Origin of the sequence: Nonomuraea mesophila (genome assembly GCF_004352805.1) — a bacterium.
In the GTDB taxonomy this organism is placed as follows: domain Bacteria; phylum Actinomycetota; class Actinomycetes; order Streptosporangiales; family Streptosporangiaceae; genus Nonomuraea; species Nonomuraea longispora.
The window spans coordinates 1-12619 of sequence record NZ_SMLD01000230.1 but is presented as its reverse complement, the minus strand read 5'-3'; the positions used below and the strand labels follow the sequence as shown (position 1 = coordinate 12619).

Below are 12619 nucleotides of genomic sequence, written 5' to 3'. Positions count from 1 at the left end.
CCCCGGCACCCCCCACACCCTCGCCGCAGTTCACACACCGGACGCCCGCGGCACCCGCACGCCCAACGACCCCGACACAGCACACGGACCCGAAGACCCCGGCACACCCGGCACACCCGACACACCCAGCACACCCGACGGTCTCGATAGACCCGGCAGACCCAGCACACTCGTCCCACCCCACACACCCGGCGAACCTGAGAGACCCAGCACACCCAGCGGACACGAGAAACCCGGCGCGCTCGGCGGACCCGACAAAACACCTCAGGCACCCGGCGGACCCGGCGGCCGCGCGACCACACCGATCACACCCGACCACCACGCCCCTGTACCGAGCGCCTCCGAGAATCCCGGGGACGGCGGTGGGGCGGAGGAGGGTTCGCTCAGCTGGTCGATCCCGGACCCCTCCGACTGGGCCACACTCCCGGACAAGATCGCCGCCTACCGGGCCGGTTATCTGGCCGAGGACCGCCGGCTGCTCGAGAAGGCACTCCGGGCGGGCACGATCATGGGCCTGGCCACCACGAACGCCCTCGAACTCGGCGTGGACGTCTCCGGGCTCGACGCCGTGCTGATCGCCGGCTGGCCGGGCACCCGGGCCTCGCTCTGGCAGCAGGCGGGCCGGGCGGGCCGGGACGGCAGGGACGCGCTCGCCGTACTGATCGCCAGGGACGACCCTCTCGACACCTACCTGGTGCACCACCCCGATGCCCTGTTCGGCCGGCCCGTGGAGGCGATCGTCCTCGATCCGGACAATCCGTACGTGCTGGGCCCGCACCTCTGCGCCGCCGCCGCCGAGATCCCGCTCTCCGAGGACGATCTGCCCGTCTTCGGCGACACCACCTCGGCCGTCCTCGATGACCTGGTCGACAAGAATCTGCTCAGGAGGCGCCCGGCGGGATGGTTCTGGACCCGGCGCGAACGCGCCACCGACCTCGCCGACATCCGCGGCGGTGGAGGCGCCCCCATCCAGGTCGTGGAGTCGTCGACCGGCCGTCTCCTGGGCAGCGTGGACGAGCCTTCCGCCCACACCGCGGTGCACACCGGCGCTGTCTACCTCCACCAGGGCGAGACCTTCATCGTCGAACTCCTCGACCTGGAGGCCGGGGTCGCCCTCGTTTCCAGCGCAAACCCCGACTACACCACGTTCGCCCGGGACATCACCGACATCTCCGTCCTCGGCACCCGGCGTTCCCACACCCTCGGCCCAGGCACGCTGCACTTCGGCGAGGTGGAGGTGACCCGGCAGGTCGTCTCGTACCTCAAAAGGCGCCTCCAGTCGGGCGAGATGCTCGGCGACGAGCCCCTCGACCTGCCACCTCGCACCCTTCGCACCCGTGCGGTCTGGTGGACGCTCCCCGCGTCCGCGATCGCCCCGCTCGCCGAGGCCGGAATCGACCTCGGCGGAGCCGCCCACGCCGCCGAGCATGCCTCGATCGGACTGCTGCCCCTGTTCGCCACCTGCGACCGCTGGGACATCGGCGGCGTCTCCACCGAACTTCACGCCGACACGGGCCTGCTCACAGTCTTCGTGTACGACGGCCACGAGGGCGGAGCGGGCTTCGCGGAACGCGGCTACGCCCGGGCGACGGACTGGCTGACGGCGACACGCGAAGCCATCACCTCCTGCGAATGTGAACGTGGCTGCCCCTCCTGCATCCAGTCGCCGAAGTGCGGCAACGGCAACGAACCCCTGGACAAACGAGGCGCGATCCGCCTCCTCGACACCCTGCTGTCCGAATAGACCGGTCGGTGCAGAGACTCCTTCACGGCGACCCCTCATCGCGCTCTCACAACCACACGGCTCGCGGAAGCCCGATCGTGGTACGGCCTGTGGGTCGTGTTGACAGGCGAGTCCCTGGTAGGGCCTGTGAGTCGCATCGGCGGGTGGGGTGCTGGTACGGCCTGTGGGTGCATCTGGGGTGGTTGCCGACCTGTGAATCGGATCTGCGGTTACCCGGTGTTACTGACAGCGGCACCCGCAGGCCGACAGAGCCGAGCACACCCCTGACGCGCGTCCCCCAGTTACGCCACACGACTCAAGTGGCGTTAACTGTCGCCACCTCTGTGTCTGCGACCAGCGAAAACACGTTCGTTCTCATCGTCGTCGGCGGCCCAGAAATCCGCTGATCCCGACTGGGGGCGTTCCCAGAACCCGCTGTCCTCCATGGCTCTGGGCGACGGAGGAAGGTAATCGTCCCAGTGTTCTTCGATACGGGCGGCGGGCGGGTTGATGGAGGCCGAGCCCTCGGGAACGTCCGTCACGGCCGAACTGGGCAGCGCGATCCGCTTGGGCCCCTGCCGGGCGCCATCCGTGTCGCGAACGCCCCAATCGTCGTCCACCTCGATCTGGACCGAGATCTCCTTGCGCGCCGGCTCAGAAGTGGGGAACGCGGCGGGCTTTTCCCCGAGCGCGTCCTTCGACGGCTGCTGGTGTTCCTTGGGCTGCTCTGTTCGGGATTTCTCGGGTACGCGCGTCTTCGCCACGGCCAGAATCACCGTGGGCCGCCGCCGGAGCGGCACCGCGGCAGACGGCGGGACGGTGTCATCGCCCAGTGAGCCCTGCGGGCCGTGCGCGACGTACGAGCCATGCGCGCCATGTGAGCCATGCACACCGCCTGCGGCCGAGGCCTGGCCAGCACGTGTGGCCGCCCCGGCAGGCACCGACGTGGCACCGGATGCCGCCCCTGCCCCGGCAAGGGCTCGCCGCCGCGCCCACGCGCCCGCGTGCGCGCCGAGCAGCAGCAGAAGGAGACCGACAGCCACATAGAAGCCGTACTGTCCGATGTTCCCCAGCGGCGACGCGCTTGAATGGGCTCTCACGTCGCCGGCGGTCACGGGCGCGGTGTCCGTGCCGTCCCTACCTCCGGACGGGACGAGACCGCCCGAATCGTCGTCGGCTGTCGGGATGGGCAGGTTTCCGTCAACGTCGGTGTCGGGAATGTCGGGCAGCTTGGTGGTTGTGGGCTTACGGGACGGCTGGTCCACCGGCAGTGCCTGTCTCTTGGCGGGCAGGGTCGGCAGCGCGTCGACGTTCTTGGCATCTCGGTTCTTCGGCGTCTTCGTGGCGGTCTTCTTCGACTTGGCGGTGGGCTTGGCGGGGATGGCGAGGTAGGCGGCGCCCGACGGATCCGACCCGATCGAGCCCCCTTCTCCATCACCCCTGAAAGCCTTGACAGTGAACCCCACCCGCTGCCCTTCCGCCTTGGCGGGCACCGCGAGCGCCGCCCTGCAGGAGGTGCCCTCGCAGGCACCGTCGGCGGGCAGCCTCCCGACGATGCCCGTCAGCGTGTTGGAGACCTCGTAGGACTGCAGATCGGGCTCGGCCCCCTTGGACCAGGTGACGAGGACCTTGTCGGTGCCCTGCCGGGCCACGTTCACGTTGCCGGGAGTCTGGGCGGGCCTGCGCAGCTTGAAGGTGCTGGTGGCGTACACCCTCCCGGTGAGTTCTCCCTTGAGGGTCACCGTGAAAGGGCCATTGGGGGCGGCCCCGGCGTCGAACGTGCCGGAGAGCGTCTGGTTGGCACCGCCTCCGGCGACCTTCTGGCTGGGGGTGGACGGGCCTTCGACGTACAGGCCCATGCTGAGCTGGATCATTCCCGTACTGGCGGAAACAGTGACCGTCGAGCCGGAGACCACCTGACCGTCGGCGGGCGAGGTGATCTGCCCGGACGTGTCGGCCTGCCAGGCCGCGGAGGCGGCCTGCGCGGACCCGGTCAGCGCGACGGACAACACCACGATCGCTCCTGCGGCCACCACTTTGCCGACTACCGTCACGACGCTTCCCTCCATCGAGAGCCTCGCGTCGCCCGACCGCCCTTTGGGGCGTTCACGCGACGACCGGAAGTGCAGTCCGCCCGGCCGATACGGTCACCGACCGCCCCCGGGCCGCACCCTAGCGACTTCGTCAGAGCTGTCACAGACGCCCTGCCGCATATGGCATGAACCGAGGGTAAGCGGGACCTTACGGGAAATGCTCAACTCTTGGACACTGCGTCTAAGAAGTCGTAACGGGATCGCGACATTGCACCCGTAAGCCACACTCGCCACTTTCGGCGACTTCGCCCTTTTGTTCACTCGCGCATATTTGTGCAAATAGCAAGAATCAGGACTCACCATCTAAGTCAGGGCAGGTCATCCCATCAGTTACGTCGGAGAGCCTGCCAGGGTCACCGTCGCGGGGCCCGCACGGGATCTGCCGGTCAGAGTTCGGGTGCCGGCGATCGGCAGGGAGATCGACATCGTGGTCCAGACGTCGGCGACCTCGTCCCGGATCTCGCAGCGGGTCAGTTTCGCACCGTTCCGTGCAGCGATGGCCGACGCCCGCAAGCAGGCGCCCTCCGGGTCGGTCAACGCCATCTCGGCCGCCGCCAGCGCGCTGAGGTCGGCGGCGCTGCCGACCCGGTGGCCGGCCACGCGTACGGAGCCCACAGCGGCCAGCGCCGTGGCGACGGCCATCAGGAGACCCATGAGGGCGACACCCCACAGCGTGGCGGAGCCGCGTTCCTTGTCGCGCTTCAACTTCTCCTCCTCGGCGATGGCCGGTCTCATGCCGGCATGGCTCTGCTCAGGGGACTGACAGGCGTGGTTCGGTGTCGGCCGTGGCCGTGGCGGACACCTGGACGGCGGGCAGCGACCCGCCCCACGCCGGGCGCACCTCGACGGTGATCTGCACCTTGGTCAGATCGACGTCACGGGACACCGTGATCCGCGCGTCGGCATGGGTGGCCGACCGGGCGCGGTCGCGGACCTGGCTCAATGGTTCGCCCCTGGCCGCCGCCCTGGCGGCCGCGCGTGCAGCGTCCACGCATTCGAGCTGGACGCCGACGGCTTGGACGGCCCACAGCGCGGCAGCCAGGACGACCATGAGAGCGGGCAACATCGCGGCGGTCTCGGCCGTCACCGAGCCCCGCGATGCCGACCGTCTCCCGCCCACAGTGATCCGCCCGAGGCGGCGGCTCATTTGCCGGTCGTCTTGAGTGCCCGGTCGATGAGGGAGGACAACATCTCCTGCACTTCAGGACTGCTCACGACCTTGAACAGGAGCGCGGCGAAGGCGCAGGCCGCAATGGTGCCCACCGCGTATTCGGCCGTGGACATTCCTCGTTCGCGGTTGGCCAGTGCGTAGTGAAGCCATCGGTTGGATCGCCACCACGAGCCCGCTCCGGCGCCTTCCCCGCCGGAGGTGGCCGGCGAGTCACCCGGTGCGGTGTCGGCGGGCCTCGGCTGGGTGTCCGAAGGGGCGTTGACGGGCGTCGGCGGGGTGTTCGGGTCCATACCGGCGGGCACCGGTGAGGTGTCCACCTTCGTGCCTGCGGGCGTCGTCGGAGCGGTCGGCGTCGGAGCGGTCGGCGTCGGAGCGGTCGGCGTCGGAGCGGTCGGCGTTGGTGGGCTGGTCGGCGTGGGGACGGCGGTGTGGCTGGTCAGAGGTGTGTCGGTGGCCGGGGTGCTGCAGGCCGGGTGGGCTCCCGGCGGCGTGTGGGGGCGTGGCGCGGTCGTGGCCGGGCTGAGGGTGGAACCTTGCATCGGGCCTCCAGGTGTCGGAGCCGGGGTCTTGTCCGGCGGGAGTCCAAGGGTCGCCGAAAGGGCTCTGCGGTCAGTGGACCGAGCGCGGTTCTGTGGATAAGGGCCGCTTTGAGGTTGACCTGTGGACAACTGGTTCTGCGTAGGGCGCGGTAGGTGGGAGATGGCCGACCTCGTTGATGAACGACGCCCGTGTTGAACGCGTCTCAGACGACATGAGCGATTGCAGGCGCGCACCCGAAACGTGGTGGTTCCCGGCGACGAGCGCAGGACCACCCAGCGGCACCTCGACTGGGAGGGATGTTTCAACGTTCGCGATCTCGGCGGCATCCCGGTGGCCGGTGGCGGCGTGATCCGGCCGGGCGCGATCGTTCGTTCGGACAACCCCGAGAGACTGGACGGCGGCCGGCTGGTCGGCGCTCGTGCAGTATGGCGTCCGGACCGTGGTCGACCTGCGGAACGACGACGAGCTTCAGGCAGGCCCGCCGAACCGGCCCGCATGCGTGACCACCGTGCACGTGCCGCTGGACGACGTGGCCGACACGGCGTTCTGGACCTGTCCGCGGGAGAACGAGCTGGACGGGGCGCCGCTCTACTACCGGCCGTTCCTCGACCGGAAGGCGCGGCACTGCGCCGCCGCCGTCACCGCCGTCGCGCGTGCGCAGCCTGGAGGGGCGCTGGTCCATTGCGGGCTCGGCAGGGATCGTACGGGCCTCGTCGTCATGCTGCTGCTGGCGCTCGCAGGAGCCGGCTCGGACGACATCGCCGCAGACTATGAGCTCAGTACGGCCCGTTTGCCCGCGTTGTTCGCCGCTGTGGGGATCGACGACCAGACGGAGGTCATACGGAACATTCTGGCCAGGAAGAACACCACCGCCCGAGACGCCATGATCAGCGTGCTGGAAGACGTCGACGTCGAGGCTCGCCTTCGGGCGGCCGGCCTCGGTGAAAACGACGTCGCCGCACTACGCGACCGGCTCGTCCAGCCGGAGTGAGCACCCGCCTCTGGCCGGGAACACGAACCCCCAAGTCGCACGTCGGAGGGCGTACGGGGCGGTGTGACGCGGCACGCGCCCGCCACCGGGCGAGCGACCCTGGTCGACACGCGCCCGTACCTTCTCCCACGGCACAGAACCACCGGCGCGGCGAGCCGTCGTCGCGTCCGGCTCACCCGGTGGGACGGGCGGAGCCCACCATGAGCGCCTTTGGTTCGCCTCATCGCCCGGTCAGGTGAGCTCGGCGAGCCGTCGTTGGAGGAGACGTCGTTCGGCGCAGTTGTGGGCAAGCGTGAGTGCGCGTTCGTAGGCGGTGCGGGCTTCCAGGATGTGGCCGGCGCGCCGGAGAAGTTCGCCCCGCGCGGCGTGCAGGTAGTGGAAATCCTCGAGGGCGATTCGGTCGATGAGTGCCAGTCCTGCTTCGGGGCCATGGGTCTCGGCGATGGCGATGGCGCGGTTCAGTTCGACGACCGGGGAGGCGGTGAGCCGAGCGAGTTCGCCGTACAACGCGGCGATCTGTGGCCAGTCGGTGGGTTGCTCGGTGTGCAGCGACGCGATCGCGGCCTGGATCACGTACGGGCCGCGGCCGTGGAGTGTCAGCGCACGCGCGAGCAGACCCCGCCCCTCGTCGATCTGGGCGCGGTCCCAGAGGGAGCGGTCCTGTTCGGCGAGGAGTACGAGGTCGTCACCCGAGAAGCGCGCCCTGCGGCGGGAGTCGTGCAACAACATGACTGCCAGCAGTCCATGCGCTTCCGGTTCGCCGGGCAACAACTCGACCAGCGCGCGACCGAGCCAGATGGCCTCGCCGGCGAGGTCGCCGCGGCCGCTGTAACCCTCGTTGAAGATCAGGTAGATGACCGCGAGCACGGTCGCCAGCCGCTCAGGCAACAGGTGATCGGCGGGAACACGGAACGGGATGCCGGAAGCCTTGATCTTCCGTTTCGCCCGTACCAATCGCTGCGCCATCGTCGCCTTGGGCACCAGCAACGCGCGGGCGATCTCATCGGTGCGCAGGCCGCCGAGCGTCCGCAGGATCAGAGCCACCTGCGCCGCCATGGACAGCGCGGGATGGCAGCACGTGAAAATGAGCTTGAGCCGCTCGTCCACGAACCCGTCGTCGGCCACCTGCTCCCCTTGGTCGTCTCGTGCCGGCTCGGCCGCGAGCAGGCGGGTTCTGTCGGCCAGTGTCCGGTTGCGGCGGATGCGGTTGAGCGCCCGGTTGCGCGCGGTCGTCACCAGCCAGGCGCCCGGGTTGGCCGGGACGCCATCACGCGGCCACCGTGCGGCGGCGATGGCGAACGCCTCCTGCGCGGCCTCCTCGGCGAGGTCGAAGTCGCCGAGGAGGCCGATCATCCGGGCGAGAACGCGCCCCCACTGCTCGCGAAAGACTCGTTCGAGCACGTCGGTCACTTCAGCGGGCGCACCTCCACCGCGCCGCCCAGCCGTGCCGCCGGGATCCGCGCGGCCAGCGCGATCGCCGCGTCGAGGTCGTCGGCCTCGTAGAACAGGTAGCCGCCAAGCGACTCCTTCATCTCCACGAACGGGCCGTCCGTCGTCAACGTCCTGCCGCCCTCGACCCGCACGGTGGTTGCCAGAGCGGGCTCTTCCAGCCACTCCCCTGGGGTCACCCCGGGCGTCCGGCTGACCGCCTCGTAGTCGGCGGCGACCTCCTTCTGCTCGTCCTCCGTCAGTTGGTCCCACGGCATGTCGCCGTGGTTGATCAGCAGCATGTATTTCACCGGAACCCTCCTCGTCGTCGGAACGGTCGTCTAAAGGACAATCGGGCAGCCGCGACATCGACACCGCGACGGAAAATCTTCCCGGATTCACGATGTCGGCCGGGGTCATCGCGTGGACCTGGTGGGTCTGTCTTACCAGGATTCGGCGTGAGGCGAAGGTCGCGGAAGGCAGGACGGAGCTTCGTGGACAGACGCGGTGCATCAGGTATGGCGAACGTGGCGGCTCGGACATGACGGGAGATGTACGTCATGGAAGGACGATGGTGGACGCCAACCCGACGACCACCGGGATGATGCCGAGCAGGACGAACGCCGGCAGGAAGCACAACCCCAGCGGCGCCACGGCCTTGACGCCGACCTGCCTGGCCGAGGCGACGGATCCGGCCCTGGCCGCCTCCCGGGCGTCGTCGGCCAGGCGGGTCAGGACGTCCGCCACCGGCGCGCCGCTCTGAGCCGCCCGTCCCATCGCCCGGCAGAGCCCGCCCATCGCAGGGTCGCCTGCGAGGGCAGCCCAGGTGGTCTCCGGGTCGGCGCCCAGGCGGAGCCTGCTGCTCACCCAGCCGAGCCGCCTGCCGAGGGGACCCCCGACCGTACGGCCGGCGATCTCTGTGGCGGCGCTCACCGGGCGGCCGGCGATCAGGCACGCGGTCATCAGGTCGGCGGCGAACGGCAGGTCGGCGGCCATCCGCTCGCGGTCCTGCCGTACCTGTTGCGGCTCTCTCCTGTGCAGGAACACCGCCCCCGCGGCGGCCGTCAGCAGCCCGGCGACGACTCCGATGGGTCCGACGCCGAACAGGAGGGTGGCCATCAGCCCCGCGCATGCCGCGGTGACGGCCGTCTTGCGGGTCATCCGTCGCGGACGGTTGTGGGAGGGGCCGAGCCAGGCCGGTGGCTCTTCGGTCTCGCCGGCGGGATGCGGATGCCAGGCCAGTCGGTCTTCCGTCCCGCCCGCGGGATGCGCGTGCCAGGCCACTCGGTCGTCGGCGTGGCTCTCGCGACGAGGGTGGGCAGGGCGTAGCCGGGCCAGGCGTCCGGCCGGGGTGGTCGGAGACAGCCACAACCACGCCGCCAGACCCGCGCACAGGGCGGACAACAGAGCGAACATCGGTGGAATCCATTCGGTCGCGCACAGGGCTCAGCCCTGGGCTTGGGTGGCCATGCGGTTGGTCCACCACAGGCCGCACGCGTCGAGGGCGATCCCCGTCACCAGGCACATCAGGCCCGGCAGGGTGCCGAGCAGGAAGGTGAGGGGGCGCATGCCGAGCGCCGCGGCCATGAGGAGGCCCAGGGCCGGGAGGGCGGCGAGCATCCTGGCCGTCGTGCGAGGTCCGGCCAGTTGCGCGGCGACGTCCTGGCGGTGGGCCTGTGCCGCGCGTAACGTGCTCGCCACCCGGTCGACCAGGGCCGAGAGGCCGGCCCCCACCGTGACACCCACCTCCCAGCAGGCGGCCAGCCGGCGCAGGCCGTCGCCTCCTTGCGGCGGGGCCGCTGCGGTCAGTGCCGCGGGGACGTCGCCGCCGTCTCTCGCAGCGGCCACGACCGGGCGCAGGGTCTGCGGGTCTGGGAAGTCGACCGATGCCAGGGCCCTGGTCAGGGCCTCTCCGGGAGTGCGGCCGGCGGACAGCTCGGCCGACAATGCCTGGCACAACTCGATCGACGCGCTGTGCCAGGCGTCGGCGCGGCGGGCAGGGCTGGTACGGGTGAGCAGCCGGCCGAACATACGCCGCCGCGATCTCGCCCCGCCCCGGGTGAGCCCGCTCAGCCGGGTCGTGGCGACGTCGGGGCCGGTCCACATCCACACGGCGCAGGCCGTGCACACCACGGTGACGATCAGCGCGCTGCTCATGGCAGAGTCCTTCCGGTCAGGGCGTCGTGGCCGGCGCCGAGGTGAGTGCGGCCGTCGGCGTCGAAGGTCAGGGCGGGGATCGACTCGACGAGGCCGGTCGGGGTCCTGGTGAGCAGGCAGATCTCGGCGATGCGCCGGCGCCCGTCGGGGCGGTCGCGGGTCAGGTGTATGACCGCGTCGAGCGCGGCGGCCAGCTGACTGTGCACGGCCTCCCTGCTCAGGCCCGCCGCGCACCCCAGCGCCTCGATCCGGGGCGGCACGTCGGCCGCGGTGTTGGCGTGCAGGGTGCCGCAGCCGCCTTCGTGCCCCGTGTTCAAGGCCGCCAGCAGATCCACGACCTCCGCTCCTCGTACTTCACCGACCACCAAACGGTCGGGGCGCATCCGCAGCGCCTGACGCACGAGGTCGCGCAGGCCCACGCCGCCCGCGCCCTCCAGGTTGGCCGGGCGGGTTTCCAGGCGGACAACGTGCGGGTGGACCGGACGCAGCTCGGCCGAGTCCTCCACCAGCAGCAGGCGCTCCCCAGGGTCGGCCAAGGAGAGCAGGCCGCTGAGCAGGGTGGTTTTTCCTGTGCCGGTGCCGCCGGTCACGAGGAAGGCGAGCCTGGCGGTCACCATGGCGGACAACACCGGGATGGCGGGTGGGGTGATGGTGCCGGCTGCGACGAGGTCGGACAGGGTGAACGTGTGCCGGGGCGGCAGGCGTAGCGAGATGCAGGTGCCGCCGGACGCCACGGGAGGCAGCACCGCGTGGAGGCGTACGCCGCCCGCGAGCCGGGCGTCGACGTGGGGGCACGCGTCGTCGAGGCGCCTGCCGGCGGCGGACGCGAGGCGCTGGGCCAACCGGCGTACGGCCCCGTCGTCTGCGAACGCGACCGACGTGCGGCGCAGGCCGCCTCCCTCGTCGATCCACACCTCCCGTGGGCCGTTGACCAGGACGTCGGTCACCTCGGGGCGTGCCAGGAGCGGCTCCAGCGGGCCCGCGCCTATCAGGTCGGCGCAGAGCGCTCTGGCCACCGCGAGGATCTCCGCGTCGCCGTAGACGGACTTCTCCGCACGGAGCGCCACCGCCACCTGGGCGGCGCTGGGCTCGGCCCCCGTGCGGGCCAGGCGTACGCGCACCGCCTCCACCAGCTCGGGCGAGACCGCGTACGTCATGCTGCCGGGACCAGGTCGCGGAGCAGCGCGGAACACAGGGCGCCGAGCACGGTGCGGGGGCCCAGCTTGGGCAACTCGCCCCGGTTGAGCGTGGCGGTGAGGCGCGGCTGGTCGGGCAGGCTGCCGGCGGTGGGGATGCCGAGCGAGCCGGTGGCGATGTCGTCGTCCAGAACTCCCGGGCGGAGGACCGCGCGCAGATCGGAGGTGTGCTTGCGGGCCTCGCCCAGCACCTGGCCCGCCGAGAGGATGCCGCGCACGTCGGCCGTGGCCACGACCAGTGTGGTCTTCGCCCTGGTGAGGGCTTCGATCGCAGCGGGGTCGAGGTGACGGGGAAGGTCGGCGACGATCAGGTCGAAGCCGCGCCTGCCCGCCTCGAGCACCGAGCGCATGGCCTGAGCCGGGATCGCCCCCACCTCGCCCCTGTGGAAGGAGAGGACCGCCAGGTCGCCGAACGACGGCAGCGCGGCCTGCAGCGCGCTGGAGCTGATGCGGCCCTCCCTGGCCACCAGGTCTCCCCAGCGTGCGCCCGGTGCTTCTTCGTGGCCGAGCAGCGCGTCGATGCCGCCACCCAGCGGGTCGGCGTCGACCAGCAGTGTGCGGAGGTGGTCGCCCGAGGCGCGCAGGGCCAGGCAGGCCGACAACACGCTGGCGCCCGCTCCGCCGCGCCCGCCGAGCACGCAGATCAACGCACCGGAACGGGGGTCGGGCTCCATGGCGTCGGCCAGCCGCTCCACCAGGTGCCGCTCGTCGCCCGGCAGGGTCACGACGGACTGAGCGCCCACGGTGACGCATTTGCGCCAGGTATCGGGGTCGTCCGGATCTCGTGTCACGAGCAGGATCTGGTCTCGGGCCGGGGGTGAGGCCGCGGCCACCGCGTCCGCCTGGTCGGCGCCCACCACGATCAGCGGAGCGAGGTTCCAGTAAGGGCGGGCGTGCGCGGGGACATGGGCCACGTCGAGCTGGGCGCCGGCCGCGGCCGCGATGCGGACCAGGTCGTCGAGCAGAGCGTGGTCTTCGGTGATGACCAGGGGACGGTGCATCTGGGCCTCCTGCGTGGGTTGGATGCCCACCTTGCTGGAGGCGGCGCGGGCGGCGGCGGGGCGAACGGGATTCTGTGGATGAGGGCGTCGGGAGCCAGGAAGGCTGTGGACGGCGAACATCGCGGGCTTCGCGTCTGGCACGGGTCGATGGCGGAGCACCCGGTGATGGCGAAGCGCCCAGTGATGGCGGGAGTACGGCGCAGGTCTCGGCGTGGTGGCGCGGGACGGCGGCTTGGTGCGGGGTCCCGGCGGCGCGGGTCCTGGCCGGGCGTGGTGGGAAAAGGGGCGACCCCCGCCGGGGGGGAGAGCGGGGGTCGCC

At 71.0% G+C, this 12619-nt stretch carries 12 protein-coding genes and 1 pseudogene; 3 read left to right on the top strand and 10 right to left on the bottom strand.

From position 1 onward, the window contains the following. The coding region (locus E1295_RS43955; RefSeq protein WP_246081121.1) for a Zn-binding domain-containing protein at positions 1 to 1744 on the top strand (1744 nt) is incomplete at its 5' end. A 305-nt stretch (positions 1745 to 2049) separates the two neighbouring features. Here E1295_RS43955 and E1295_RS43950 read toward each other — a convergent pair. The 4 genes from E1295_RS43950 to E1295_RS52310 form a co-directional block, all read right to left on the bottom strand. Further along, the gene (locus E1295_RS43950; RefSeq protein ID WP_132640637.1) at positions 2050 to 3792 is read right to left on the bottom strand and encodes an Ig-like domain-containing protein; all 1743 of its coding nucleotides are present in this window, start codon (positions 3790 to 3792) and stop codon (positions 2050 to 2052) included. A 354-nt stretch (positions 3793 to 4146) separates the two neighbouring features. Beyond that, a complete protein-coding gene (locus E1295_RS43945) occupies positions 4147 to 4551 on the bottom strand; it encodes an Rv3654c family TadE-like protein (RefSeq protein ID WP_132640635.1) in 405 nt (134 codons plus the stop codon). A 16-nt stretch (positions 4552 to 4567) separates the two neighbouring features. Further along, complete coding sequence (locus tag E1295_RS43940) at positions 4568 to 4903, bottom strand: TadE family type IV pilus minor pilin (RefSeq protein WP_246064244.1); 336 nt, start codon at positions 4901 to 4903, stop codon at positions 4568 to 4570. A 56-nt stretch (positions 4904 to 4959) separates the two neighbouring features. After that, on the bottom strand, positions 4960 to 5526 hold the full coding sequence (locus E1295_RS52310; RefSeq protein WP_342775967.1) for a DUF4244 domain-containing protein: 567 nt from the start codon (positions 5524 to 5526) through the stop codon (positions 4960 to 4962). Between the two features lie 241 nt (positions 5527 to 5767). Here E1295_RS52310 and E1295_RS52305 point away from each other — a divergent pair. After that, positions 5768 to 5869 (top strand): annotated as a pseudogene (locus E1295_RS52305) (hypothetical protein); the annotation flags it as partial. Between the two features lie 97 nt (positions 5870 to 5966). Further along, positions 5967 to 6518: a tyrosine-protein phosphatase gene (locus tag E1295_RS43930; RefSeq protein ID WP_246081119.1), complete on the top strand. Its 552-nt coding sequence runs from the start codon at positions 5967 to 5969 to the stop codon at positions 6516 to 6518. 231 nt (positions 6519 to 6749) lie between these two features. Here E1295_RS43930 and E1295_RS43925 read toward each other — a convergent pair whose 3' ends face one another. The 6 genes from E1295_RS43925 to ssd form a co-directional block, all read right to left on the bottom strand. After that, complete coding sequence (locus tag E1295_RS43925) at positions 6750 to 7928, bottom strand: RNA polymerase sigma factor (protein WP_246081117.1); 1179 nt, start codon at positions 7926 to 7928, stop codon at positions 6750 to 6752. Continuing rightward, entirely contained in the window at positions 7925 to 8248 is a 324-nt protein-coding gene (locus E1295_RS43920; protein WP_132335600.1) for a YciI family protein, read from the bottom strand. The genes E1295_RS43925 and E1295_RS43920 overlap by 4 nt, the downstream gene beginning before the upstream one ends. Before the next feature lie 256 nt (positions 8249 to 8504). After that, positions 8505 to 9362: a type II secretion system F family protein gene (locus E1295_RS43915; protein WP_246081115.1), complete on the bottom strand. Its 858-nt coding sequence runs from the start codon at positions 9360 to 9362 to the stop codon at positions 8505 to 8507. Between the two features lie 30 nt (positions 9363 to 9392). Continuing rightward, positions 9393 to 10103 carry a type II secretion system F family protein gene (locus E1295_RS43910; protein ID WP_132640633.1) on the bottom strand — a complete coding sequence of 237 codons (711 nt, stop codon included), beginning with the start codon at positions 10101 to 10103 and terminating at the stop codon, positions 9393 to 9395. Then, positions 10100 to 11260, bottom strand: a complete 1161-nt coding sequence (locus tag E1295_RS43905) for a TadA family conjugal transfer-associated ATPase (protein ID WP_132640631.1) — start codon at positions 11258 to 11260, stop codon at positions 10100 to 10102. The genes E1295_RS43910 and E1295_RS43905 overlap by 4 nt, the downstream gene beginning before the upstream one ends. Further along, entirely contained in the window at positions 11257 to 12300 is a 1044-nt protein-coding gene (gene ssd, locus E1295_RS43900) for a septum site-determining protein Ssd (RefSeq protein ID WP_132640629.1), read from the bottom strand. Before ssd ends, E1295_RS43905 begins: the two co-directional genes overlap by 4 nt. Positions 12301 to 12619 lie beyond the last annotated feature (319 nt).